This window comes from Nocardia sp. NPDC059229 (genome assembly GCF_042754165.1).
GTDB lineage: Bacteria > Actinomycetota > Actinomycetes > Mycobacteriales > Mycobacteriaceae > Nocardia.
Window position 1 is genome coordinate 148808 of record NZ_JBHZAK010000008.1, and the last position, 24092, is coordinate 172899.

At 67.6% G+C, this 24092-nt stretch carries 28 protein-coding genes; 19 read left to right on the forward strand and 9 right to left on the reverse strand.

Annotation, left to right across the window (positions count from 1 at the left end; genetic code table 11):
• Positions 1 to 164: 164 nt before the first annotated feature.
• From ACFXHE_RS20070 to ACFXHE_RS20080, 3 genes are all read left to right on the forward strand, one after another.
• Positions 165 to 398, forward strand: a complete 234-nt coding sequence (locus tag ACFXHE_RS20070; protein ID WP_379385046.1) for a hypothetical protein — start codon at positions 165 to 167, stop codon at positions 396 to 398.
• A 25-nt stretch (positions 399 to 423) separates the two neighbouring features.
• Positions 424 to 1020 carry a transglutaminase family protein gene (locus ACFXHE_RS20075; RefSeq protein ID WP_379385048.1) on the forward strand — a complete coding sequence of 199 codons (597 nt, stop codon included), beginning with the start codon at positions 424 to 426 and terminating at the stop codon, positions 1018 to 1020.
• A gap of 107 nt (positions 1021 to 1127) precedes the next feature.
• Positions 1128 to 1634 carry a flavin reductase family protein gene (locus tag ACFXHE_RS20080; protein ID WP_379385050.1) on the forward strand — a complete coding sequence of 169 codons (507 nt, stop codon included), beginning with the start codon at positions 1128 to 1130 and terminating at the stop codon, positions 1632 to 1634.
• A 439-nt stretch (positions 1635 to 2073) separates the two neighbouring features.
• Here ACFXHE_RS20080 and ACFXHE_RS20085 read toward each other — a convergent pair whose 3' ends face one another.
• Positions 2074 to 4380 (reverse strand): glycoside hydrolase family 65 protein, encoded by a 2307-nt coding sequence (locus ACFXHE_RS20085; RefSeq protein ID WP_379385051.1) that lies wholly within the window; start codon positions 4378 to 4380, stop codon positions 2074 to 2076.
• Positions 4377 to 5147, reverse strand: coding sequence for a beta-phosphoglucomutase family hydrolase (locus ACFXHE_RS20090; RefSeq protein ID WP_379385053.1), 771 nt, complete (start codon positions 5145 to 5147; stop codon positions 4377 to 4379). The genes ACFXHE_RS20085 and ACFXHE_RS20090 overlap by 4 nt, the downstream gene beginning before the upstream one ends.
• A 135-nt stretch (positions 5148 to 5282) precedes the next feature.
• Here ACFXHE_RS20090 and ACFXHE_RS20095 point away from each other — a divergent pair, with 135 nt between their 5' ends.
• From ACFXHE_RS20095 to ACFXHE_RS20110, 4 genes are all read left to right on the forward strand, one after another.
• Positions 5283 to 5573 carry a hypothetical protein gene (locus tag ACFXHE_RS20095; RefSeq protein WP_379385055.1) on the forward strand — a complete coding sequence of 97 codons (291 nt, stop codon included), beginning with the start codon at positions 5283 to 5285 and terminating at the stop codon, positions 5571 to 5573.
• Positions 5574 to 5587: 14 nt separating this feature from the next.
• Positions 5588 to 7537, forward strand: a complete 1950-nt coding sequence (locus ACFXHE_RS20100) for an aconitate hydratase (RefSeq protein WP_379385057.1) — start codon at positions 5588 to 5590, stop codon at positions 7535 to 7537.
• An 80-nt stretch (positions 7538 to 7617) separates the two neighbouring features.
• Positions 7618 to 8577, forward strand: coding sequence for a DoxX family membrane protein (locus ACFXHE_RS20105; RefSeq protein ID WP_379385059.1), 960 nt, complete (start codon positions 7618 to 7620; stop codon positions 8575 to 8577).
• A 14-nt stretch (positions 8578 to 8591) separates the two neighbouring features.
• Positions 8592 to 9023, forward strand: coding sequence for a hypothetical protein (locus ACFXHE_RS20110; RefSeq protein ID WP_379385061.1), 432 nt, complete (start codon positions 8592 to 8594; stop codon positions 9021 to 9023).
• A 77-nt stretch (positions 9024 to 9100) separates the two neighbouring features.
• Here ACFXHE_RS20110 and ACFXHE_RS20115 read toward each other — a convergent pair whose 3' ends face one another.
• Both ACFXHE_RS20115 and ACFXHE_RS20120 read right to left on the reverse strand, forming a co-directional pair.
• The gene (locus ACFXHE_RS20115) at positions 9101 to 9871 is read right to left on the reverse strand and encodes an RNA polymerase sigma factor SigF (protein ID WP_379385063.1); all 771 of its coding nucleotides are present in this window, start codon (positions 9869 to 9871) and stop codon (positions 9101 to 9103) included.
• Between the two features lie 97 nt (positions 9872 to 9968).
• Positions 9969 to 10436 (reverse strand): DUF6328 family protein, encoded by a 468-nt coding sequence (locus ACFXHE_RS20120; RefSeq protein WP_379385065.1) that lies wholly within the window; start codon positions 10434 to 10436, stop codon positions 9969 to 9971.
• A gap of 144 nt (positions 10437 to 10580) precedes the next feature.
• Here ACFXHE_RS20120 and ACFXHE_RS20125 point away from each other — a divergent pair, with 144 nt between their 5' ends.
• Both ACFXHE_RS20125 and ACFXHE_RS20130 read left to right on the forward strand, forming a co-directional pair.
• On the forward strand, positions 10581 to 10736 hold the full coding sequence (locus tag ACFXHE_RS20125) for a hypothetical protein (RefSeq protein ID WP_354850610.1): 156 nt from the start codon (positions 10581 to 10583) through the stop codon (positions 10734 to 10736).
• A gap of 251 nt (positions 10737 to 10987) precedes the next feature.
• A complete protein-coding gene (locus tag ACFXHE_RS20130) occupies positions 10988 to 11236 on the forward strand; it encodes a hypothetical protein (RefSeq protein WP_379385067.1) in 249 nt (82 codons plus the stop codon).
• Between the two features lie 93 nt (positions 11237 to 11329).
• Here ACFXHE_RS20130 and ACFXHE_RS20135 read toward each other — a convergent pair whose 3' ends face one another.
• Positions 11330 to 11524, reverse strand: coding sequence for a hypothetical protein (locus ACFXHE_RS20135; protein ID WP_379385385.1), 195 nt, complete (start codon positions 11522 to 11524; stop codon positions 11330 to 11332).
• Positions 11525 to 11764: 240 nt separating this feature from the next.
• Between ACFXHE_RS20135 and ACFXHE_RS20140 the strand changes: the two genes are divergently transcribed.
• The 4 genes from ACFXHE_RS20140 to ACFXHE_RS20155 all read left to right on the forward strand — a co-directional run bounded on the left by ACFXHE_RS20140 (position 11765) and on the right by ACFXHE_RS20155 (position 14759).
• Positions 11765 to 12892, forward strand: a complete 1128-nt coding sequence (locus tag ACFXHE_RS20140) for a glutamate--cysteine ligase (protein WP_379385069.1) — start codon at positions 11765 to 11767, stop codon at positions 12890 to 12892.
• A 287-nt stretch (positions 12893 to 13179) separates the two neighbouring features.
• Positions 13180 to 13737: a hypothetical protein gene (locus ACFXHE_RS20145; RefSeq protein WP_379385071.1), complete on the forward strand. Its 558-nt coding sequence runs from the start codon at positions 13180 to 13182 to the stop codon at positions 13735 to 13737.
• Entirely contained in the window at positions 13734 to 13988 is a 255-nt protein-coding gene (locus tag ACFXHE_RS20150; protein WP_379385073.1) for a BON domain-containing protein, read from the forward strand. The genes ACFXHE_RS20145 and ACFXHE_RS20150 overlap by 4 nt, the downstream gene beginning before the upstream one ends.
• A gap of 21 nt (positions 13989 to 14009) precedes the next feature.
• On the forward strand, positions 14010 to 14759 hold the full coding sequence (locus ACFXHE_RS20155) for a metallophosphoesterase (RefSeq protein ID WP_379385075.1): 750 nt from the start codon (positions 14010 to 14012) through the stop codon (positions 14757 to 14759).
• Positions 14760 to 14839: 80 nt separating this feature from the next.
• Here the strand turns inward: ACFXHE_RS20155 and ACFXHE_RS20160 are convergent, their stop codons facing one another.
• From ACFXHE_RS20160 to ACFXHE_RS20170, 3 genes are all read right to left on the reverse strand, one after another.
• Positions 14840 to 16705, reverse strand: a complete 1866-nt coding sequence (locus tag ACFXHE_RS20160; RefSeq protein WP_379385387.1) for a potassium transporter Kup — start codon at positions 16703 to 16705, stop codon at positions 14840 to 14842.
• Positions 16706 to 16836: 131 nt separating this feature from the next.
• Positions 16837 to 17364 carry an ATP-binding protein gene (locus ACFXHE_RS20165; RefSeq protein WP_379385076.1) on the reverse strand — a complete coding sequence of 176 codons (528 nt, stop codon included), beginning with the start codon at positions 17362 to 17364 and terminating at the stop codon, positions 16837 to 16839.
• Between the two features lie 152 nt (positions 17365 to 17516).
• Positions 17517 to 18050: an STAS domain-containing protein gene (locus tag ACFXHE_RS20170; RefSeq protein ID WP_379385078.1), complete on the reverse strand. Its 534-nt coding sequence runs from the start codon at positions 18048 to 18050 to the stop codon at positions 17517 to 17519.
• Positions 18051 to 18178: 128 nt separating this feature from the next.
• Between ACFXHE_RS20170 and ACFXHE_RS20175 the strand changes: the two genes are divergently transcribed.
• On the forward strand, positions 18179 to 18508 hold the full coding sequence (locus tag ACFXHE_RS20175; RefSeq protein ID WP_379385080.1) for a plasmid stabilization protein: 330 nt from the start codon (positions 18179 to 18181) through the stop codon (positions 18506 to 18508).
• 26 nt (positions 18509 to 18534) lie between these two features.
• The gene (locus ACFXHE_RS20180) at positions 18535 to 19143 is read left to right on the forward strand and encodes a hypothetical protein (RefSeq protein WP_379385082.1); all 609 of its coding nucleotides are present in this window, start codon (positions 18535 to 18537) and stop codon (positions 19141 to 19143) included.
• Positions 19144 to 19317: 174 nt separating this feature from the next.
• On the opposite strand, the gene ACFXHE_RS20185 is transcribed toward ACFXHE_RS20180, so the two are convergent.
• Positions 19318 to 20220 carry a LysR family transcriptional regulator gene (locus ACFXHE_RS20185; protein WP_379385084.1) on the reverse strand — a complete coding sequence of 301 codons (903 nt, stop codon included), beginning with the start codon at positions 20218 to 20220 and terminating at the stop codon, positions 19318 to 19320.
• Positions 20221 to 20323: 103 nt separating this feature from the next.
• Here ACFXHE_RS20185 and ACFXHE_RS20190 point away from each other — a divergent pair, with 103 nt between their 5' ends.
• The 4 genes from ACFXHE_RS20190 to ACFXHE_RS20205 all read left to right on the forward strand — a co-directional run bounded on the left by ACFXHE_RS20190 (position 20324) and on the right by ACFXHE_RS20205 (position 24092).
• Positions 20324 to 21172: an SDR family NAD(P)-dependent oxidoreductase gene (locus ACFXHE_RS20190; protein ID WP_379385086.1), complete on the forward strand. Its 849-nt coding sequence runs from the start codon at positions 20324 to 20326 to the stop codon at positions 21170 to 21172.
• Positions 21173 to 21482: 310 nt separating this feature from the next.
• Positions 21483 to 21977 carry a response regulator transcription factor gene (locus ACFXHE_RS20195; protein ID WP_379385088.1) on the forward strand — a complete coding sequence of 165 codons (495 nt, stop codon included), beginning with the start codon at positions 21483 to 21485 and terminating at the stop codon, positions 21975 to 21977.
• Between the two features lie 356 nt (positions 21978 to 22333).
• A complete protein-coding gene (locus ACFXHE_RS20200; RefSeq protein ID WP_354846495.1) occupies positions 22334 to 23113 on the forward strand; it encodes a M50 family metallopeptidase in 780 nt (259 codons plus the stop codon).
• Positions 23114 to 23282: 169 nt separating this feature from the next.
• Positions 23283 to 24092, forward strand: a complete 810-nt coding sequence (locus ACFXHE_RS20205) for an SAM-dependent methyltransferase (protein WP_379385090.1) — start codon at positions 23283 to 23285, stop codon at positions 24090 to 24092.

A 24092-nucleotide genomic window follows, 5' to 3' on the forward strand; every position in this document is an offset into this window, starting at 1 on the left:
GTCGTTGCGGTACCGTCACCGTTGACGGTGCGTCTCATACCGACCCCGACTACCACCCTGGAAGCAACGCACCGCCAGATCACCGGATCTGGTGATCCTTCGCAATACCTCGCATCTGCAAACTGCTAGCGCCCGGTCAATCCACCACCGCTCAGGAGGCTGCCATGGAAGACGAAGGTGTCTATCGAGTGCGGTTCAGCGAGTCGTGCAGCGCGACCGCCGCGGAGGCCGCGAAATTCCACGAACTGCTCAGGGCGCTGGGTGGGATGGTCGTGTACGGGGCCTATCCCGGCCCGCTGGTGATCGGTATCGCAGCGGACGCTGCCGGGCACGTCGCGTCCTTCCCGTTCGTCGAATCCGTGGTGTCGGTTACCGACAACTCGGTGGTGAGTGGTTAGCCGACCGCCGCACTAGGGTGTACCGGTGTCCTTCGCACCCGTGTCGATGCACAGCCCCTCGGACTATCTCGCCGGCGATCCGATCATCGAGGTCGATCACCCGGCGGTCCGGGCACTCGCCCGCGAGATCCGATCGCAGTCCGACAGCGATATCGACTGCGCCCGAAGGGCATTCGAGTGGGTACGGGATGAGGTCGCGCACTCATACGACGCGCAGGACTCCCGTGTGACCCTGCGCGCTTCGGAAGTGCTCGATCAGCGTGTCGGCCTCTGCTACGCGAAGTCCCACCTGCTCGCTGCGATCCTGCGCGGGCAGGGCATCCCCACCGCGCTGTGCTATCAGCGGCTCACCCACGGCGACGGGCACGTCCTGCACGGCCTCGTGGCGGTTCATCTCGACGGCGCCTGGCATCGTCAGGACCCGCGCGGGAACCGGGCGGACATCGACGCCGAATTCTCGCTCGGCACAGAACGACTCGCCTTCCCGGTCGACCCGCAGTTGGGCGAGATCGACTACCCGCACCTGCACCGCACACCGGCAGACGTCGTCGTCGATGCTCTGCGGCAGGCGACCGACATACTCGCCGTGTACGACGCCGGATTGCCGTCGCAACTCACCTGAATCGGCGTCGTCTCCACTCACGCGGCATACAAACCAAGTGGTCTGTATAGGCTGAAGCCCGGCTCCTGGACGACTGTCCCAACCGGCCCGAAACGGGGAGGTGCGGCGTGTCACGCGAGGTCGACGATTCCAACGACGCATTCGATCTCACCGTCGCGGCCGCCGACGCACCGGTATGGATCGTCACCACCCTCGCCGACGGCCACCGCGCCGGCTGCCTCGTGGGGTTCTCCACACAGGTCAGCATCGAGCCGCGGCGATTCCTCGTCTGCCTGTCGAAACGGAACCACACCTATCGTGTCGCAGCCCGAGCAGGCCACCTGGCAGTCCACCTACTGTCGCAGGAGTCCCTCGCACTGGCACAACTCTTCGGCTCCGAGACCGGACTCGAGCTCGACAAGTTCGAACACTGCGACTGGCAGGAAGGTCCGCACGCGCCGCCGATCCTGACGGCCACGGCCGGCTGGTTCGTCGGCGAGATCCTCGACCATGCCGATTTCGGCGACCACGTCGGCTTCCTTCTCGCCCCCACCTCTGCCCGACCACCCACGCCGGATATTCCCCCGCTCCGCTACGCCGCGGTCGCCGACCTCATCCCCGGCAACCAGCCCTGACACCGCATCGACACGTTCGGCGATCGCGCGGCCGGAGTGGACCGGCGGTTCACCGCTGCGCGCGGTGCTCGGCGCGATCGGGATGTCCGAACCCTGCAGGCGGGTGGCCAACAATTGTTTGCCCAGCTCGTCGCCCGTGCGGCTCTCGGTCTGGGCGCGGCGGAAGTGGTTCCGTTCCGCCGAGTGTTCGTTTCGTCTCCCCGCTTGCCGCTTACCGTTGCCCGCGCCGGGTAAGCGGGCGGTATGGAACTTGTACATCTCGATCTCCGTGCCGGACCGTACGCTGTTCCGGTTCCGCCGATCCGGCCGTCGGAACCGATCCCGCCGGTGGAGCCGGGGCAGCCCATTCCGGAACCCGCGCCGCCCGTGCCCTTCCCTGCACCCGGACCACCGATTCCCGCGCCGCCGGATCCGCTTCCGGAGCCCGGGCCATCGGAACCTATTCCGCAGCTGCGCCCGCGGCTGCGGTCGGGTTGGGCAGCTCTACCGGGCTGTCGGTCAGGGTGATACGCCGGCCGTGGTGGGTCAGGGTGACGCTGTCGCCGGATTCGAGTCGGTAGGTGGTCGATTCGGCGGTGATGTGGACGGATATCCGGCTGCCGTGCCACAGGATTCGGAAGCACAGCCGATTCAGCTGCTCCGGGAGGCGCGGGGCGAAGCCGAGGTCGCCGTCCTGGTCGCGCAGGCCGCCGAAGCCGCCGACGCAGCTGATCCAGGTACCTGCGACCGAGGCGATGTGGATGCCCGCGGCGACATCGTGGTGCAGGTCGTGCAGGTCGGTCAGCGCGGCCTCGCGGAAATAGTCGTAGGCAAGCGGGAGGTGACCGATCTCGGCGGCGAGGACGGCTTGGGTGCACGCCGACAGTGAGGAATCGCGGACGGTCAGCGGGTCGTAGTACTCGAAGTTGCGGATCTTCTGATCTCGACTGAAGGCGTTGGAGCACAGGTACATTGCCAACACGAGGTCGGCTTGTTTGACCACCTGCTGGCGATACAGATCGAAATACGGGTAGTGCAGCAGCAGCGGATAGTTCTCCGGCGGGGTGGCGGCGAAATCCCATGGGGCGTACCGGGTGAACCCTTCGGACTGTTCGTGTACCCCGAGTTCGTCGTTGTAGGGCAGATACATGGAGTCGGCACAGTGACGCCAGCGGGTGAGTTCCGCTGGCTCCACACCGAGTCGTTCGGCCAGATCGGGCTGCCGCGTACAGGATTCGGCGGCCTCGCGCAGGTTCCGGGCCGCCATCAGATTGGTGTAGATGTTGTTGTCGGCCAGGGCGGAGTACTCGTCGGGACCGGTCACGCCGTCGATGCGGAAGTCCCCGGCCGAGTCCTCGTGGCCCAGGCTCACCCACAGCCGCGCCGTCTCGACCAGCAGCTCGACACCACACTCGGTCTCGAACTGCTCGTCGCCGGTCGCGGCCAGGTAGCGGGCGGTCGCGTCGGCGATATCGGCATTCACGTGGACGGCCGCGGTGGCGGTCGGCCAGTACCCGGACGCCTCCTCACCGTTGATCGACCGCCACGGGAACATCGCCCCGGCCTGCCCCAACTCCCGGGCCCGCTGCCGCGCCTGCCCGAGGGTCGAGTGCCGCCAGCGCAGCGCGTCACCCGCCGCCATCGGCATCGTGTACGTGAGCACCGGCAACACATAGGTTTCGGTGTCCCAGAATGCGTGGCCGTCGTAACCGGGACCGGTGAGGCCCTTCGCGGGAATCGCCCGCGCCTCACCGCGCGCGCCCGCCTGAAGCACATGGAACAGCGCGAATCGCACCGCCTGCTGCAGTTCGGGGCTGCCGTCCAGTTCGATGTCGGCCTGCGCCCAGAAGTCGTCGAGATAGCCGCGCTGACGGTCGAGCAGCTGGTGCCAGCCGATCTCCAGCCCGGCCGCGAGCGCGGCCTCCACCTGGGCCCGCAGCGCGGATGCCGAGCGCCGCGCCGACCACCCGTAAGCCAGAAACTTGGTGAGGCACAAGCGATCCCCCGCGGGTACGCCCGCGGCGATCGTCATCCGGGCGAGGTCGTCCTCGGCGTGCACGTCGCAGCGGGTGGCCACCCTGACATCGAACTCGTGGTCCATCGCGGCCGCCATGCGCAGCTGCGACCGCCGGGTGTGATGGACCAGCACCGCGGAGAGGTCGCGCGCCACGGCGCAATCTCCCACGAGCGGGTGATCGAGCGCCGCGGCCAAGCGGGGATCGTCCGGTTTCGCCGGATCCGGTTCATTGGCGAGCAGATCCGACTGCACGACCACCTCGAGATCGCCATCGAGCGGCTCGACCTCGTAGCGGATCGCCGCCAGCGCCCGCTCGGTGAACGACACCAGGCGCTCCGAACGAACCCGCACGCGGCGGCCGGTCGGCGAGGTCCACACGGTGGAGCGGCGCAGGGTGCCGGACCGGAAATCCAGGACGCGGTCGTGCTCGACCGTATTGCCGTAGCGCAGATCCATCGGTTCGTCCTCGACGAGCAATCGGATGATCTTGCCGTCGGTCACATTGACGACCGTCTGGCCCTCCGCTGGATAGCCGTATCCGGCTTCGGCGTACGGCATCTTCCGGGATTCGTAGAAGCCGTTGAGGTAGGTGCCCGGTTTGCCGATCGGTTCGCCCTCGTCGAGGGTGCCGCGCAGCCCGATGTGCCCGTTGGACAGCGCGAAGATCGATTCGGTGCGCTGCAGCGCATCGAGATCGAGCCCGCACCAACGCAATTCCCAGGGCGCTACCTCGAATCTCGCATCGCTCATGAGGATTCCTGCAAGTCGGCCAGGTCGTGGACGACGACGTCGGCTCCGGCCCGGTACAGCTGATCGGTATGGTCCGGGTCGCCGGTGCGGTCGACGCCGACGACGAATCCGAACGCGCCCGCGCGGCCGGCCTCCACTCCGGCGACCGCGTCCTCGAACACCGCCGTGGCCCGGGGATCGACGCCCAGGGCGTCCGCGCCTGCCAGGAACCCATCGGGTGCGGGTTTGCCGGGCAGCTCACGCTCCTCGAACGTGTTCCCGTCGATGCGGATCTCGGCGTAGCGATCCAGGCCGGTGGCGGCCAGCACCGCGGCTGCGTTCGCCGACGAGGATACGATGCCGATCCGCAGACCGGCCTGCTGCACAGCGGTAAGATAGTCCACCGACCCGGGGAAGGCGTGGACGCCTTCTCGTTCGATCAGCGTGTGCACGAGCTCGTTCTTCTTCTCACCGATGCCATGCACGGTCTGCGCGTCGGGACCGTCTTCGTCGGAGCCCTCGGGCAGCTCTATATCCCGCGACTTCAGAAATTCGCGCACTCCGTCCAATCGAGGTCTCCCATCCACGTACAGTTCGTAGTCCCGCTCCGAGAAGGGCTGGAATCCAGCGCCGCAGCGCTGGTGCAGAAAGCCGTCGAAAGCGCTCTTCCACGCCTGCTCGTGCACCCCGGCGGAGTCGGTCAGCACCCCGTCCATGTCGAACAACACCCCGCTGATCGCACCCGGCAGCCCCAGGCGGGTCCCGGTGTCCCGGTCGTCGTCGTCCATACCGGTGCCGTACCCGCGGCAACCCCGAACAAACGCGATTCCCCCGGCGCGAGATGTTTCGCGGTGATTCTTCCGGTTACTCGACCGACTGCCGGCAGTCCGGCCGGCGCTCACGACAGCGGAAAGGCAAAAACCATGCTGATGCTCACCCCCACTGCCGTCGAGGCAGTCCGCGATATCACCTCCGGAGACGGCGCGCCCCAGGACGCCGGACTGCGGATCTCCACCCCCGATGACGCCCAGAGCTTCCACCTGGCCGTCGCCGCCGAGCCGTCGCAGGACGACGAGGTGCTGACCGCCGAGGGAGCCCGCGTCTTCATGGACCGCAAGGCCGCCGAATTCTTCGACGACAAGATTCTCGACGCCGGCCTCGACGCGAAGGGCAATGCCACCTTCGTGGTCGGACCGCAGGCCGCCGGCAACTAGACTCGTCCGCGACCATGTCGGCGAATCTGGCTCGGAAACTGATCGAGTCGCACCTGGTGTCTGGTGCGATGACGCCGGGTGCGGAGATCGCTGTCAGGATCGACCAGACACTGACCCAGGACGCCACCGGCACCCTGGTGATGCAGGAACTCGAGGCCTTGAACCTCGAGCGGGCGCGCACCGAGGTCAGCGTTCAGTACGTCGACCACAATCTGCTGCAGACCGATGAGAAGAACGCCGAGGACCACGAGTATCTCCGCACGGCCGCCCAGCACTTCGGCCTGTGGTTCTCCAAAGCGGGCAACGGTGTATCGCACCCGACGCACATGCAGCGGTTCGGTATACCGGGCAAAACTCTCGCGGGTTCGGATTCGCACACTCCGGCGGCCGGTGCGCTGGGCATGCTGGCCATCGGGGTGGGCGGATTGGAAGTGGCGCTGGCGATTTCGGGTCGGCCGCTGCACCTGAGGATGCCCGAGGTGTGGGGTGTCCGGCTGGAAGGCGAACTGCCGCAGTGGTGTTCGGCCAAGGATGTCATTCTCGAGATGCTGCGCCGTCACGGCGTGAGCGGCGGGATCAACCGCATCATCGAGTATCACGGCCCGGGCCTGTCGAGTCTGTCGGCGATGGATCGCCATGTGATCGCGAACATGGGCGCCGAACTCGGGGCCACCACAACGGTATTCCCGAGCGACGCGGCCGTGCAGGCCTTCCTCCGCGAGGAGGGACGCGAGAACGATTGGGTGGAGCTGGCCGCGGATGCCGACGCCGGTTACGACCTCGAGGACTCGATCGACCTGTCCACCCTCGAGCCCCTCATCGCGAAGCCGTCCTCGCCCGGCAACGTGGTGCCGGTGCGCGAGGTCGCGGGCACCGATATCGCGCAGGCGGTGATCGGCTCCAGCGCCAATCCCGGCCTGCGCGATTTCGCGATCGTGGCGGCCATGGTGGCCGGGCGGCAGACCGTACCCCAGGTCAGTTTCGACGTGAACCCCACCTCGCGGGAGATCCTCACCGATCTGACCGCGATGGGGGCCGTCACCGACCTGGTGGCCGCCGGGGCCCGCATCCATCAGGCCGGATGCCTGGGCTGCATCGGCATGGGCCAGGCGCCGGCCGTGGGTCGCAACTCACTGCGCACCATGCCGCGCAACTTCCCCGGCCGCTCGGGCACCAAGGAGGACTCGGTCTGGTTGTGCTCGCCGGAAACCGCCGCGGCGTCGGCGCTCACCGGCGTGATCACCGATCCGCGGGAGTGGGCGCGCACCGTGCGCATGGACTATCCGAAGCTCGACCTGCCCGCACGCGCCGCGATCAACACCATGATGCTGGTCGCCCCACTGGATCCGGAACAGGCCCGGCAGGTGCGGCCGGTGAAAGGGCCCAATATCTCCAGCCTGCCGCCCCTGGCCCCGCTGCCCGAACGGATCGAGGCGCCGGTGCTGCTGAAGGTCGGCGACAATATCTCGACGGACGAGATCTCTCCCGCCGGAGCACGGGCCCTGCCCTTCCGATCCAACATCCCCAAGCTGGCGATGTTCACCTTCACCCAGATCGACGAGACCTATCCGGAACGGGCACAACGGGTTTCCGAATCCGGCCATCTGATCGTCGGCGGCGAGAACTACGGTCAGGGCTCCTCCCGCGAGCACGCCGCGATCACCCCTCGCTACCTCGGGCTGCGAGCGGTCATCGCCAAATCCTTCGCCCGCATCCACTGGCAGAACCTGGCCAACTTCGGTGTCCTGGCACTCGAATTCGTCGATCCCGCCGACTACGACGGCATCGACCGTGACGACTTCCTGCGCATCGACGATCCGGGCGAGATCGCGCACAGGACGACATTGCAGGTGCTCAATATGAGCAAGGAAACGACTTTCACCGTCCGGCATCGTCTTTCGCCACGACAGGTACAGGACATCCTGGCCGGCGGCCTGATACCCCGCCTGGCGCAACGCGCATGACCGACACGGAAGGGAGGTGTGCCGGGAACAGCGACAACGTCGAGCCCACGTAAGGCAAGTCTTCCGGAAAGGAGTCCACCATGCTGCGGCGAATTGCCCACCCCATGCTCGCGACCGTCTTCGTCGTCGACGGAATCGACACTCTCACCAATCCGGATCCCCGGGTCAAGACCGCGACCGCCGCGGTGCAGAAGGGCGAGCAGAAGCTCCCGCCACAGCTGGCGAAGTACCTGCCCGACGATCCGGGGCGCGTGGTCCGGATCAATGCGGCGGTCCGCATCGGCGGCGGTGTGCTGCTGGCGCTCGGGAAGCTGCCGCGGCTGTCCACCGCGGTGCTCGCCGCGACCGTGGTCCCCGCGGCGCTGTCCGAACCGGGATACTGGACCGAGGAGGACCCGGAGCGGCGCGCGGCGAAACGCACTGCGCTGCTGAAGGATGTGAGCCTGCTGGGCGGCCTGCTCATCGCCTCCACCGATCGGCAGGGCAAGCCCTCGCTCGGCTGGCGCGGCCGTCGCGCTCTCGACAAGCTCCACTCGGAAACCGGCCCGGCCCATGATCGCGTCGCCCAGCTCGCCGATGCCGCGAAGGAACACGGACCGGAACTGGCCGCGACGCTCCGGGAGCAGGGCGAACGCCTCGCCGAGTCCGCCCGCGAGCATGGTCCCGAACTCGTTGCGGCAGTGCGTGATCGGGGTGAACGCCTCGCCGAGGCGGCACAGCACCGCGGCGAACAGCTCGCGGAGACCACCCGTGATGTCGGCGCCCAGTGGGGCAGGACCGCCTCCGATCGCGGTGGCCAACTTCTCGAGGCGGCGCGTGAGCACGGCGGCCACCTCGCCGAGAGCGCACGGGAACACGGCGGGCCGCTCGCGGAGACCGTGCGGGAGCAGGGGGCACAGCTCGCCGAAACAGCGCGGGAGCAGGGTGCACAGCTCGCCACCACCGCGCGCAAGCGCGGCGGGCGGCTCGCACGGGCCGCGCGGGAACGCGGCGAGCAGGCCGCGGACGCGGCTCGCGACGCCGCCGGCCGGACACGATGACAGGAGCCGACGTCATGACGTCTCAGCACGTCGTATCCCGAACGGCCCGAACGGGTTTGTGGCTGTGCGCGGCGGCGACGGCGGTCGCCGTCGCCGCCGGCTGCGCGAACAGCACCGCGCCGGACGTTCCGGGAACCGGTGCGCCGCAGCCCTCCGGGCAGTCGTCCGGCGGGCCCACCATCACCGCGGATGCCGCGAAGGAGCTCTGCGACATGATCCGGTCCGAGGTCGACAAGTGGCGCGCCGACGGCCCCACCGAGGCACGGCTGAAATTCAATGCCACCGTTCAGGATTGGGCGTTGCGCAACAACGGCGTGAATTTCGCGGTGATGCGCAATCGTTCCGTCATCGACCAGACCACCACCGCCACCTGCCCGGACGTCCGCGACGCGGCCGTGCAGGCGATCCAATTCCCGGACCTGGCTTCGGGATTGGTCGGCTTCTGACATCCGCCGGGGGGATTGGTCGGCTTCTGACATCCGCCGGGGCGACGCGCGCCACCCCGGCGAGGTCGGTCACCAGCTCAATTCGCGAGGGATTCGGCGCGGAGCTGCCCGAGGGTCCGGGTCAGAATGCGCGATACCTGCATCTGCGAGACGCCGAGGCGTGCGGCTATCTGATTCTGAGTCATCGACTCGAAGAATCGCATCACCAGGACCTGGCGCTCCCGATCCGGCAGCTCGGCGATGAGCGGACGGACCGCGAGCAGCTGGTCCACGTGTTCGTAGCCGGTCTCTTCGGCCCCCAGCGCGTCCAACATCGCCAGTGGAGTGTTCTCCCCGTCATCCGGGCAGGCCGCTTCCAATGAGGCGCTCTGGTAGGCGTTGGACGCCAGCAGCGCCTGTGTCAGCTCTTCCGGATCGACCTCCAGCTCGGCGGCCAGTTCGCGGGCCTTCGGCATCCGGCCCAGGCGCTGCGCCAAGGTCTCGATGGCGGTGCCCAGCCGGACCTGGGTCTCCTTGATTCGCCGCGGCACCCGCACGGCCCAGGTGCTGTCACGGAAGTAGCGGCGGACTTCACCCATGATGGTCGGGACCGCGAAGGACAGGAAGCGGGAGCCGCGATACACATCGAAACGATCGATGGATTGGATCAGCCCGAGCCGTGCGACCTGGAGCAGGTCTTCGAATGCCTCGCCGCGGCCGGAAAACTTGCGTGCGATGTGATCGGCCAGCGGCAGGCAGCGATCTATCGCTTCCTCTCGCAGGGCATTTCGCTCGGGAGCATCGGTTTCGACGGCGACGGTCAGTTGTTTGAGCAGCGGCTCGATATCGTCGTAGCTGTCACCCGTCATCGGAATCACCCCATATTCGGCTGAACTGCATGAAGAAGGGGTACCCAGTCCACGCACCATTGAACGCCTTCTTCGCAATTGGCCGCAAATTACCAGGTCAGGCGCTTTTGCCACGGTGCTGATGCCAGGGATGCACCACCCATATCGCCGCGAACAGCGAGCCGAAAACAATTCCTGCCACAATCCCCGCCCAGGTACCACCGACGGTGTCGAAAATGAGCACGGCCACCCCGGTGAGCGCGATACCGAACAGCCCCAGCCCCACGATGGCGTAACGGTGAGCGGCATTCACGACATTCTCGATCCGATGTCGCCGGAACAGCATCCGATGCGCGGCGACCGGCGCCACCAGGCAGATGGTGGCACCGATCGAAGCGGCGACGATCACCAGATACAGCACACGCAGTGGCTCGGACAGCGTTCCGAACCGATTCTGAAACGGGATCGTCAGCAGGAATCCGGTCAGCAACTGCACGCCCGTCTGCACCACGCGCAACTCCTGCATCAGGCTGTTCCAGTTCCGATCCAGCTGCTCGGTAGCGGTTTCATTCCGGCCGCCTCTCATTGGACCCGATTACCCGCGACCACCGAGATCAAGCGCTGCGGCAGCAGATATTTCGCCGCTCAGCAAAATTTCGGTAACCCGAGTTTGAGCGCCCGTGCGCCGGGAACAGCATGAATGCATCAATCGCCCAACAAAGGAATAATCATGATCATCCTGGGCCTTATTCTGCTGATCGTGGGAATTGTCTTCGGCCTCTCGATCCTGACGACCATCGGCGTCATCCTGATGCTCGTCGGCGCAGCGGCCTGGCTGCTCGGCATGGCCGGCCGCCCGATCGGCGGGCGCTCCCACTATTGGTGATCCACCGTTCGCCGCAGGACATTTCGTAAAGACAGACGAACACATGCGGCCGACGATCGACCACATCAGCGCAACACCCGGCATCCCCTGATCTCTTCGATTTCGCTTGCAGGTCAGGGGATACCGCTCGTCCTGCGAGGCAGGAAACACCGTGGAATCAACAGCCTTCGACGAATGGCGTGGATCGAACACGTTCGTGGAGCGTCAGCAGTAGATGGTCGAACCTCGTCCGCAGCCCGACACTCGAATCGGTGATCGAAGGCAGATCCGCGACCAGCTGGGTCGCGAGCAGACGCAATTTTATGTTGGTTTCCGCCGGCGGTGTCGATGATGCGGTGACGACTGCAGAACGGCTCCGCGTTCTCGACCGAACGGGCGATGATGCCGGCGACCTGTTCCCGGTCTTCCGAATGCTTGTGCGCAAGAAGCAGTTCCGTGGTCGGCTGCACGCTTCCGGGTGCATTGTCGGCCCGCGCGATGATGCCGACCCGGCGCCATAATTTCGCGCGCGATGTCATCGCTGTCCCCTCGATTTCTCGCGGAACAGGTCCGGCGAGCGTCAATTCGCCGCCACACCGGCCTGACGGGGTTACTCATTGACTGGGCTGCGGCACATTGACATGGCAATTGGCGATCTTCGGGTTCACACCGAGGTAGTTCAGCGGGCCCGCGATGATGGTCACCGCGATTGTTCCGGCGTTTGCGCAGTTGGATGGCGCGCTGTCGTAATAGTGCCGTTGACCTGCGGCCACGGCACCGATGACCAGCCACGCGAGCACCAGCACCATGATGAGGCTGCCCGCACTCGTGCGTCGTCCCCCACGCCACAGCCGGCGGTCGTTTGCGTACGTTCTCACTTCGCATCTCCTTGTTCGACCACCCCACTGCCGACGTAGGTTCCAGATTCGGGCAGTCGCGATATTTCCTTCTCTCTCGACGACCGGATACCCCGCCGAGTACAGGCCTAACAGGGCCGTTCCATGGTGTTCCGGACGAGCGACACGGGACCCGCGAGTAACCTCATGGCAATGGACGCGGCACAGTCGACCGTCGGCGTTGAGGAAGAATTCCTGCTTGCGGACCCTGTGACGGGTGCGCCCGCCGCGAACAACGCAGAGGTGGCACGGACCGCCGCCGAGAGCGGGATCGACCTGAAGCTGGAACTCACCCGATGCCAGGTGGAGACCAATACCCGCGTGCACTCCAGCACTGCCGAGTTGATTCAGGAATTGCGCGCGTTACGTCTCGGTGTGACATCCTGCGCCGAGCAGAACGGCGCTCGCCTGCTCGCGGTGGCCATTCCGCCGACCGTTCCGCACCAGTTCCCGTTCACCGACACACCCCGCTACCGGCGCATCGAGCAACATTTCGGCCTGCTCGCCCACGAGCAGGGGCTCTGCGGCTGCCATGTCCACGTCGCGGTACCGGATCGAGAAACAGCCCTCCAGGTCAGCAACTTCGTGCGCCCCTGGTTGCCGCTGTTCCTGGCACTGACGGCGAATTCCGCCATCTACCGCAGCGTCGACAGCGGGTTCGCCAGTTGGCGAAACATTCTGTGGCAACGCTGGCCCAGCGCCGGACCTCCACCCTATTTCGCGTCGACGGCGGATTACGACGCCCTGGTCGCCATGATGATTTCGAGCGGCTCCATTCTCGACGAGACGATGGTGTACTGGGACGTCCGTCCGTCCTTGAACTATCCGACCGTCGAGATCCGGGTCAGCGACATCCCCGCCACGGTCGAGGAGACCGCCCTGCTCGCCACTCTGGTGCGAGCCACGGTGATGACCGCGCGAAATTCATTGGAGCAAGGGATCATCGCACCCCCGGTCCAGCATGAATTGCTGCGCGCGGCGTACTGGAAGGCTGCTCGTACCGGCATCGACGGCAACGGTGTCTACCCTATGAACGGCAGTGTCATGCCGGTTCGCGCGCTACTCGCCGAACTCGTCGATCACGTCGGGCCGGCACTCGAGGAGTTGGGTGACCGCGACTTCGTCACCAGCACCCTCCGAACCGTTCTCGCCCGCGGCAATGGCGCGCGACGCCAACTCGGCGCCTTCCGGATGCGTCGAGACGTCGGCGATGTCGTCACCGAGTTGGCGAATGCCACCCTGGAGGGCTGCCACCGGCACCCCGTCAACCTGCCTACCTGAGGAAGATCAGGTCGCCGGAGGTCGCTATCACTACGAAGTCCCCCGGCCTGTTCGGTTGCAGGCCAGGGGATTTCGGTGCGGATCCCGCGAGACGCGGCGGGCTGGGCGTTGCTGCTCTGCCGACACGGCCGGATGCACGACCTCTTTCTCTGCGCACTCGTGCACGGGAAGTAGCCGCACCAGATCATCGAAGGCCTGCAGTTGGGATCAGCCACGACCGACCGCACCGCCGAGGAATTGGCGGTCGAGCAGTGATTGATCGAGGCCGCAGTGGGTACCGCGCCACTATGGCGACCTCCGTCGACAAACTGCTGCACGCGCTGACCAGGGCGGTGAACACGCTCGCGCAGACCGATATCCGATTCGCGGTGGCCGGCGGGTGCGCGGCGTACGCCCGCGGCGGTCCGGCATCCGAACACGATGTGGACCTGTTCATCAAGCCCGCCGATGTCTCCCGGGCCCGCAGCGCCCTGGTCGCGGGCGGTTTGCGCATCGCCGACGCCCCGGAGGACTGGCTCACCAAGGCATACGACGGGGACGTCCTGATCGATCTGATCTACCGCCCCAGCGATCGCGAGGTCACCGACGAGATGCTGGATCGCGCCGAGGTCATGCGCGTCGGGCCCGCGGTGGCGCCGGTCATCAGCGGAACCGATCTGATGATCGACAAGATGCTGGTGTTCGACGCGCACCGGCTGGATCTGGCGCCGCTGCTCCGGATCGCCCGGGACCTGCGTGAGCAGGTCGACTGGACCGAGGTGCGCACACAGACCCGGCACTCGCCCTACGCCCGCGCATTCCTCGGCCTGCTGGCCGATCTCGAGGTGATCGGAGTGCCGTCATGAGCGAATTCCCGCAATATGACACGGCGCACGTCCATCGAGCGCTGGCCGAGGATCCCCGGACCTCCGAGCTCGGCGTCCAGGTGCGGCTCAAGGCCGGCATCGTGGTGCTGACCGGCGTGGTGACCACCGAGGAGCGCCGACGGCAGGTGGAACTCGTTGTACGCGAACAACTTCCCGAATCCCGAATCCGCAACGAGGTCCGCGTGACCCCGCCGAGGACACCCGGGACCATCGAAACGCTCGGGACGTGACCCGGGAAAGGACAGTGGCACATGCGGATAGCGGCCGTTGGTGATGTACACATTGGCACCGATTCCCAGGGCCTGTACCGTCCCGCGCTCGAGGACCTGCACCGGCACGCGGATGTCCTGCTCCTCGCCGGGGATCTGACGAAGTGCGGCACCGTGGCCGAGGCCCAGGTCGCCGCGCGCGAGCTCTCCGGGCTCGGCATCCCGGTTGCGGCAGTACTCGGCAACCACGACTATCACGGGGATGCGGCGGAGGAGGTCGCCGCCGTCCTCGCGGATGCCGGAATCGTGGTGCTCGAGGGCACGGGCGTCGCTTTCAGCATCGACGGGACAGTGCTCGGCATCGCCGGTACGAAAGGCTTCGGCGGCGGCTTCGCGGGCCGGTGCGCGAGCGTCTTCGGCGAACCCCTGATGCGGGAATTCGCCTCGCACACCGTTGATCTCGCCAACGCACTGCACACGGCGCTGAGTGCGCTCGACACCGATATCCGCATCGCCCTGACCCACTACTCGCCCATCGAGGCCACCCTCGCCGGCGAGCCCCGCGAGATCTATCCCTTCCTCGGTTCCTACCTGCTCGGTGAGGCCATGGACACGGCCGGCGCCGACCTCGCCCTGCACGGCCACGCCCACGCGGGCACCGAGCACGGCGAAACGCCCGGTGGGATACCGGTCCGCAATGTGGCCCAGCCCGTGCTGGGCACCGCATACGCGGTCTACGAGCTCCATCCGGCCCCGCCCGTGCCCGCCACCCGTTCCCGCGCATCCAGCTGACCCCAACGCCCAGCCCCGCGGAAGGGCCGCGCGGCGGCGAACCGCGCTGCCCGAGCCTCAGCGGACGCTGATCCGCGGCGTCACACCTCGATCCGCTCGCCCAGGACCACCGTGCGGTGGCGGGGCAGTCGGAAGTAGTCGGCGACGTCGGCCGAGATATAACTGATGGCGATGAAAAGCCTGGTGCGCCATCGGGACATGACGGGTTCGGCCGCGGCGCGCAACTCGATCTCGGACAGGAAGTAGGACGCTCGGTCGAGGTCGAGTTCGCCTTCTGTCTCGTCCGGATCCAGCCCGGCCAGCGCTGCCGGGACATCGGGGTGTTCCATATAGCCGACCCGCACGGTCACGTGGACGATGCCGTCGTCGCGGTAGCCGAGGTGATCGATCCGCACGCGGTCGTTCGGCGAAACCCGTGGCACCGGCTCGGTGTCGACCGACGCGATGACGGTCTGGCGATGGCGGACACCGTTGTGCTCGACATTGGCGCGCAAGGCCAGCGGCACGGTTTCCTTGCCGCGGTTGAGGAATACCGCCGTCCGGTCGACGATCATCAACCGCGACCGGTCGTGCCACAGCTCGTCGACGAACTCGCGCAGCGAGCCTTCCAGCCGGTCCCGCTGGTCGGCGACCACCTCGCGCCCGCGCTGCCAGGTCGTCATGACCGTGAACGCGGCGAGTCCGATCAGCAGGGGCAGCCAGGCCCCGTGCACCAGCTTGGTGAGATTGGCCGCGACGAACAGCAGGTCCACCGCGAGCAGCGGCGTCCAGACCGCGACGACCAGCCACAGCGGCAGTCGCCATTTCGCGTGCGCGAGGTAACCGAGCAGCAGGGTCGTGATGGTGATCGTGCAGGTCACCGCCATGCCGAACGCGAAGGCCAGCGCGGTCGAACTGCGGAAGGCGAAAACCAGCGTGAGCACCGAGACCAGCAGCAGCCAATTGATCCACGGCACGTAGATCTGCCCGGGCGTCGACTCCGAGGTATGCGCGATGCGCAGCCGCGGCAGATACCCTATCCGGGCGGCCTGCGAGGCCACCGAGTACGCGCCCGTGATCACCGCCTGGGAGGCGATCACCGTCGCTGCGGTGGCCAGCGCGACCATCGGCAATCGCCCCCAGCCCGGGACCAGCAGGAAGAATGGGCTCACGACGTGCCCGCGGGTCCCGAGCACCAGGGCGGCCTGCCCGAAGTAGCTGAGCAGACAGGCGGGCAGCACCAGGAAAAGCCAAGCGGTAGTGATGGATCGGCGACCGAAGTGCCCCAGATCCGCATACAGCGCCTCCGCCCCGGTGACCGCCAGCACGATGGCGGCCAGTGCGAAGAAGGCGATGGCGAAGTGCCCGGCGAGGAAGCCGAGCGCATAGCCCGGCCACAACGCCTTCAGGATCCCCGGCTGCTGCCGGATCCCGCCGATGCCGCACGCTCCGATCGCGAGGAACCACACCACCATCATCGGACCGAACAGCCGGCCCACCGACGCCGTCCCACGATGCTGAAACACGAACAGCAGCACGATGATCAGCGCGGTGATCGGTACGACGGCCTTCGCCAGCGGCGGTTCCACCACCTCGAGTCCCTCGACCGCGGACAGCACCGAGATGGCCGGGGTGATCATGCTGTCGCCGAAGAACAGTGCCGCGCCGAAGATTCCGAGCGCCGCCAGGACGGCCGCCGGGCGCCGGCCGCGCGCGGCCCAACGCCGCACCAGCGTGATCAGCGCCATGATCCCGCCCTCGCCGTCATTGTCGGCTCGCATCGCCAGCAGCACATAGGTCACCGTCACGATGATCAGCACCGACCAGAACACCAGTGACACAACGCCGTACACATTGACAGGATCCACCGGGACCGGGTGCGGATCCGACGGATCGAACACCGTTCGCAGGGTATAGATCGGGCTGGTTCCGATGTCGCCGAACACCACCCCCAGCGCACCGATCACCAGACCCGGACGGACGACGTCCCGCGCGCTGAAACCGTTGTCGGTCGGCGCGCCGGACTGCCCGGCTGACCCTTCGTCATCCGAGATCGTCGAATCGTGACGCTGGGACACCGAACGAATTCCTGCCCCGGTCAGCCCGGGAGAGTTTCCCCACGGAGCCGGGTGAGCTCCACGACGACCGGGTACCCGCACTGCATCCCGTCGAATTCCGCACTGTTCACCGCGATCGAATCGGTCAGTGTCTCCACGAAATGCCAGCCGAAGCTGTGCTCGATCAATCCGGCATCGCTCTCGGTCACCGCGCCCACGCGCACCCGGATCCGCTGTTCGTCGAACCGGAATTCACACTCGACCGAGGCGTCCGGCACGGCGGCCGCGATCAACGTCGTCGCCACCTCGTCCAGTGCGACCCGCACATCGGTCACCACGTCGATCGTGAAATCGGCTGTGAGCATGATGGTTTCGGCGAGCGCGCGCAGCATCGCCAGTTGCCCGGCGTCGGCCGGGATCCGCAGCGCCACCCGACCGGTCAGCGCGGGCGACGCCAGCGCCGCGGAGTCGATGAACCGGTGCGCGTTACCGTTGTTCTGCTGGTCGGTGAATACCGGGCTCGGCGCTCGGCCCTCGCCGAGCCTGTCACCCTGCGGCGATTCACTCATCGGTCACCACCCCATCGAATCAATCCCGTTTGCGGTCGGTCCCCGTTTTCATTCATCGCGTACCCCGCGAAGCGGTCGGGAAACCGGCGGAACTCATCGATCGGGTATTTGCTCGTGCACGGTCGACAGCAGGCCCGCGCCGGATCTGCCGATCAGTTGCTCGACAGGTCCTGCTCGCGATGGACCAGGGTCCTTACCCCGGTCACGTCGAGTACTCGTTCGACGGCGCGCGGCGCGTTCGGTACGAGAATGCCGACACCACACCGGGTGGCACGCTGAACAGCATCGAGCAGCACGACCGCACTGCGCACACTCAGAAATCGCGTACGACGCAGATCCACGATCACCGTGGGCGGCGCGGCATCGACGGCGACGGACAGCGCGGTCCGGAACGCGGGCAACCCGTTCATGTCGAGTTCGCCCGTGACCGTAATGATGAGGCAATCGGTGGATCCGGTCCCAGCGGTCGGCCGTCCGTTCCCATTGGGCGTGCGGCGCGAGCGGCGGCCGGGTATCTCATTCGCAACGTGGCTATGTGCGAGGGACACCGTTGACATGACATACCTCCCAGCAGGGAGTGGCCGATCCGCCTCGACGACAGACTCCGAGCTCGGGTCGTATCGACGACACGCTCGAACTGTGAGAAGGCATGGGGGATCGGGATCGGCTGGAGTCTCAACCTGCATTCAGTGTGCCATCTGACCGCCGCGGCGGCTACTTCCAGCCCGTTTCGCCACGCCCTCTCCGGGTATCGCGGCATCGAAGGGACATAAGAAGCCGATGGCACCCCCTCCCCTGACCGAAAGGCGCGATCATGCCCAAGGAATGGACCGACAAAGAGGAACGTCAGTACGAACACATCCGCGATTCCGCTGAGGACCGCGGCGCATCCCCGAAGCGCGCCAGGGAGATCGGTTCTCGCACGGTGAACAAGAACCGGGCCCGCGCCGGTGAGACCAGGACCGCCAGCCGGACCTCGCTCGAGGGCAAGTCACCGCAGCAGCGCGGTGGCCAGCGCTCCGGGCGCCGGGGTCCCAGGGGCCTCACCCGGGACCAGCTCTACAACGAGGCCAAGCAGCGTAATATCAAGGGCCGCTCCAGCATGTCCAAGGCTCAGCTCGCGCATGCTCTCGGCCGCGATTGATCCATCGAGGCAGGAGGCGAACGACGATGCCGCGCTCGGCGTCGCTACCCATTCGGATCCACCGGCCCGCTCCGTGGAGCCGCAATCGGCTGATGCGCTCCTCGGACCGTCTGCAGGCGGCCTGGCGGATGGTCGCGGTGCTCGTGGCCGTGGCATCCATTCCGCTGGCGGTCGTCGTGGGAATCTCGGCCGCCGCCACCACCGGCGCGCACATCCGCGCCGAGAACGCCGCCAAAACCGCGGTGACGGCCACGGTCGTCTCCGATCCCCTCCGCATCGCGGTTCCGGTCGGCCCGGGGGTGGTGGCGTCCGGACCGCCGCAGGCCACCGTGGCGTGGAATTTCCACGGCCGCAACGATATCGCCGTGGTCGTCGTCCCGAACTCGGCGAAGCGGGGCAGCACCGTGACCCAGTGGCTGGACTCCTCGGGCCGGGCCACCACCGCGCCGCGCCCCACGTCCGACGCGGTGGTCCAGGGCATCGACACCGCCGTCCTGACAGTGATCGCAACCTGCTGCGGCGCAACCGTTCTGGTCTGGTGTGCCGACCGCATCCTTCTGCACCGCCACCACGCCGCCTGGGCGCGCGAATGGCGAGACGTCGCCCCGGGGATCGGACACAACAAACCGTCCTGACTCCGGCACTCCCGCGAGCCGACGCCGAGCCAATCGCACACGCCAGGCCAACGCCATGATCCTCGAAGCCCTCTGACCGTTCGGAGCGTCGCAGTCAGGCGGCCGCACCCGGGAGGCACAGTGCTGCAACGGGAATGAAGCCACCCGCACCAGTACCCGTGCCACGGGCGGGCGTCAGCCCAGAGCGGCGGTGCGGAGGGCGGCAGCGAGACGGGCGGCCGGGTCGGGCATGGGTGTGGGCAGGCGGGCCAGCAGCAGTCGGCGGGTTTCGGTGGGGCCGCCCCGGACCGGGAGGGCCCGGACGCCCGCGGGCAGGGCCGGGCGCGCGGAGGCGGGGATGGTGGTGATCCCGGCGCCGGAGGCGACGAGCTGCAGTTTGGCGAGCCAGTCGTGGGCGGTGTGGACGATCTCGGGGCGTTCGCCGAGCCCGGGCCAGACGCCCATGGCGTGCTCACCGTGCGAGCCCGCGATCCAGTGCCGGCCGTGCAGGTCGTGCACGTCGATGTAGTCGCCCCGCGCGAGCGGGTGGTCCGCCGGAACCGCCACCAGCAGTGGGCGTTCCGCGAGGACCTGCGTCAGCAGAGCGGGAATCTCGCCGTCCAGCGGGCGGAACGGCGGCGCCGAGGACACCAGCGCGAGATCGATCGTGCCCGCGCGCAGCGCTCGGACCAGCGCGGGCGTGCGGCCCTCTCGGGTGATCACGATGATCCCCGGATGTGTACGCCGCAACTCGGTCAGCGCGTGCGGCACCAGCCAGGCCCCGGCCGTCGGGAACCAGCCCAACCGCACGCTGGCCCGATCCTCCGGCAGTCCGGCCAATTCCCTTGCGGTGGCGTCCATCTGGTCGATCACCGCGGCCGCGCGCCGCGCCACCACCTGCCCGGCGGGCGTCAGCCGCACCCCGTCGTGGCGCCGCTGCAGCAGCGCGGTGCCCGCCGCCCGCTCCAGCGCAGCGATCTGCCGCGATACCGCCGACTGGGTGTACCCGAGCGCGGTCGCCGCGGCGGTGAGCGTTCCGCGTTCGGCCACCTCCCGGAAGACACGCAGCGCGGTCAGGGACGCATCACCGAAGGCCATGACATTTACGCATACCACGTCTGAGAGATTCTCGCTGGCCACATGCCCGGGCCCTTTCTAGCGTGGTTGACATGAGCCGGATACGCACGATCGGAGGATCCGAATGACAAGCCCTGCAATCGCTCTCGTCACGGGCGCCACCCAGGGCCTCGGGCTGGCGCTGGCCGAAGGGCTCGCTCAGCGGCTGAGCCCGGCGGACACCGTCTATCTCACCGGCCGGAACCTGGACCGGGTGATGCACGCCGTGGAGAGCGTGCCCGCGGGCGACGCCCAGGTCCGGGGCGAACTCCTCGACGTTGCCGACCCGTACGCGGCCGACCGCCTCGCCGCCGAACTGCGAAACCGCCACGGCGGCATCGACATCGTGTTCGGCAATGCCGTCATGCGGGTCGGACCCGACGACGACCCGCGCCGGATCGTCGCCGACTACGCGGAGGTCAACAACTTCGGCACCACCCGGCTGCTGCGCGCCTTCGCCCCGCTGCTGCGCGCGGGCGGCCGCCTGTTCGTGGTCGCCAGCCGGCTGGGCACCCTGCACCATCTCGCCCCGGTCCTGCACGACCGCTTCGACGGCCTGACCTCGCTCGACGAGGTGGATGCCCAGGTCGCCGCGTGGCGCGACGCCGTGGCCGACGGCAGTGCGCGCGGCGAGGCCTGGCCCGGTTTCGTGAACATCCCGTCCAAGATCGGGCAGGTGGCCGCGGTCCGTGCCCTCGCCGGCACCCGCCGCGACAGTGACCTCGCCCGCGACATCCTGATCGCCGCCGTGTGCCCGGGGATGATGAACACACCCACCTCGGCGCTGTGGTGGGATGTCACCCGCGCAGCCACTCCGGCGCAGGCCGCAGCACAGCTACTCGACCTCGCATGGAAACCGGCCGAGCCGCAGCACTACGGGCAATTGATCCGCTATGGCAGCGTCGTGCCGTGGTCTCCCAGTGAGAGCGGATAATCCTGCCGATACCGGTCCCGAGCGGGTGATCCTCTTCGGGCCTTCACCATTGCACCTGGCCACAAAGCCAACCGGTCGGTGAATTCGAAGTGTACAACAGATGAACGACCGCCGGTCGAGCCGAGAAGGCTTCAGCTATCATTTGGCAAATTCCTACATTTTCCTGGCATAACGGACCGGCAACGAGATAGCGTCGGGTTCCGTCGATTGCACAAAGGGCAAAGTCGGAACGAATTGCCCACGTGGTGATGTTTCGCTCGACGGTTGACGGCATGGGTCGGGGGATCCCGCCGAGCGGAGGACCGCAATCATGAACAGAGTCCAGAAATCGACAACAACGGCACACGCGCGCTCACCACAGGGTGAGCGGGCCACCGCGCCGGCGAAGATCCTGGTGGTCGAGAGCAATCCGGCCGTCGCCGAGATGACGGTGCTGGTGCTCGCCGCGGCGGGCTACCACACCTTCCAGACCGCCAGCGGACGGCAGGCCCTGCGCACCCAGGACCGCCTGAAACCCGATGTCATCCTGCTGGACCGGGCGGTGCCCGATGTCGCGGCGGCCGAGCTGTGCCGCGAGCTGCGCGCGCGGACCACCGCGCCCATCATCGCGCTCAGCACCGACCACAATCCCGAATCCCTGGAAACGATCCTGGCCGCGGGTGCTTCGGAATGCCTGCTCCTGCCGGTGCACACCCGCGAACTGCTGGAATGCATCGCCTTCCGGCTGCGCGCCCAGCGGGCGCCGGGCGCGAGCGCCGACGCCAAGCACGAAACCACTCCGGATCCGAGGCCCCGCGCCGCCTGAACCGCGGCCGGCGAAACCGACAGACCCCTGCCCGGCGATGCCGCCGGAGCAGGGGATGGGTTTCCGGCGGCATCGACTATTCGGGGACCATGCCTCGGGATACCGACGAGACCCACCCGGGCAGTACCGGACGGGCACCCGGTGTCACTGCCGATGGGCAGAGTAGTCCCCAAAACGGCTGTGCGCGTTGATATCCGCCGTCCGGGACCTGACATCTTCGTGAACTGAATCCGCCTGTGCCCCTTCCGCTCCGCTCCGCCGCGGCCCGGCGGATCCGAACCGGTGCGCGGCCGGGCCGGCCGGCCGCCGAGCCGCGAGCTGTGGTCGCTCTCGGCCGGAGTCGATAGGGTGCGGCGGTGAATACAGCGGAATTCGTTCAGCGGGGCAGCACGGTCGTGGATCGGCTGTCCACCACACAGTCACCGCCGCCGTGGCAGCTGGTGGTCGGGACCGGTGTGGTGGCGCTGCTGCTGGTGGCGTTCCGGCCGACGTGGCGGATTCTGCGCAATGCGGTGACCATCGCCCACGAGGGCGGGCACGCGTTCACGGCGCTGCTCACCGGGCGGCGACTCAACGGCATCCGATTGCATTCGGACACTTCCGGACTCACGGTGTCGAGCGGGAAACCCTATGGACTCGGCATGATCCTGACGACCGCGGCCGGCTACCCTGCGCCCGCGCTGCTGGGACTGGCCTACGCGGCGCTGCTGGGCGCGCATCGCCTCACGCTCATGCTGTGGCTGACCATCGCGCTGCTGCTGGTGCTGCTGGTGAAGGTGCGCAACTGGTACGGCCTGCTGTCGATCCTGGTGACCGGCGGCGTGGTGTTCGCGGTGTCCTGGTTCGGCAGCGACACCACCCAGGCGGCGCTGGCGTATCTGGCGGCCTGGTTCCTGCTGCTGGCGGCGGTGCGGCCGGTGATCGAGCTGCAGCGCAATCGCGCCCACGAGCCGAACTCCGACGCCGACCAGCTGGCCCACCTGACCCGGATCCCGGGCCTGCTGTGGGTGCTGGCCTTCGGCGCGATCGCGCTGTGCTCACTGGCCTTCGGCGCGCGGCTGCTGCTCGCGGATGTGACCGGGGTCTGCGTGCCCCCGCTCACGCACAGCACCTGCGCGGCGTCAACCGCCGGGTGAGCATTCTCCCACCTCAGGGCGAGAGTGGTATCGCTGCAAGGTTTCTGGTGAACGGGGACTAACATTCGCGTAACACCGTCCGGGTGATCCCGAACACCGGATTTGCCCGGATCTTGACCCGCTCGCACCGCCGGCGGGGCTCGACCGTTGCGGCAAGGAGGGATTCGGGATGGAACGACCGGAATGGGCCCCGGAGGGCGTGGACATGACCCGGCCCAGCCCCGCGCGCATGTACGACGCGCTACTGGGCGGCTCGCACAATTTCGAGATCGATCGGCAGGCCGCCGCGGCGGGCAAGTCGCTGGTCCCCGACCTGCCGCGGCTGGCGCTGAGCAATCGGGCCTTCCTGCGGCGCGCGGTGCGCTTCCTGATGGATTCGGGAGTGCGGCAGTTCCTCGACATCGGTTCCGGCATTCCGACCGCGGGCAATGTGCACGAGGTGGCGCAGGCCATCGATCCGGAGTGCCGGGTGCTCTACGTCGATATCGATCCGGTGGCCGTCGCCCACTCCCGCGCCATCCTGCGGGGCAATGACCGGGCCGGGGCTATCGAGGCCGACCTACGCGAGCCCGCGGCGCTGCTGGAGCAGGCGCGGGGCACCGGCATCATTGATTTCGACCAGCCTGTCGGCATCCTTCTCATTGCGGTCCTGCACCTGATGAGCGATGACTACGCCCCCATCGACAAGGTCAACGCACTCCACGACGCCGTGCCCGTCGGCAGTTACGTCGCGATTTCGCATCTCACCTCGGCCACGCGGCCGGACGACGCGGCGAAGCTGGTGGAGAACTCGCACAATGTCAGCAAGATAGGACTGCAGTTCCGCAGCCGCGACGAGATCGCCGCGTTGTTCGGCAAGTGGGAGCCGGTCGAGCCCGGTGTGGTGGAATTGCCGCTGTGGCGGCCGGAATCCGAGCGTGACCAGCATGAGGCGCCGGGCCGTTCGCTAGGACTGGCGGGTGTGGGCCGCAAGGCCTGA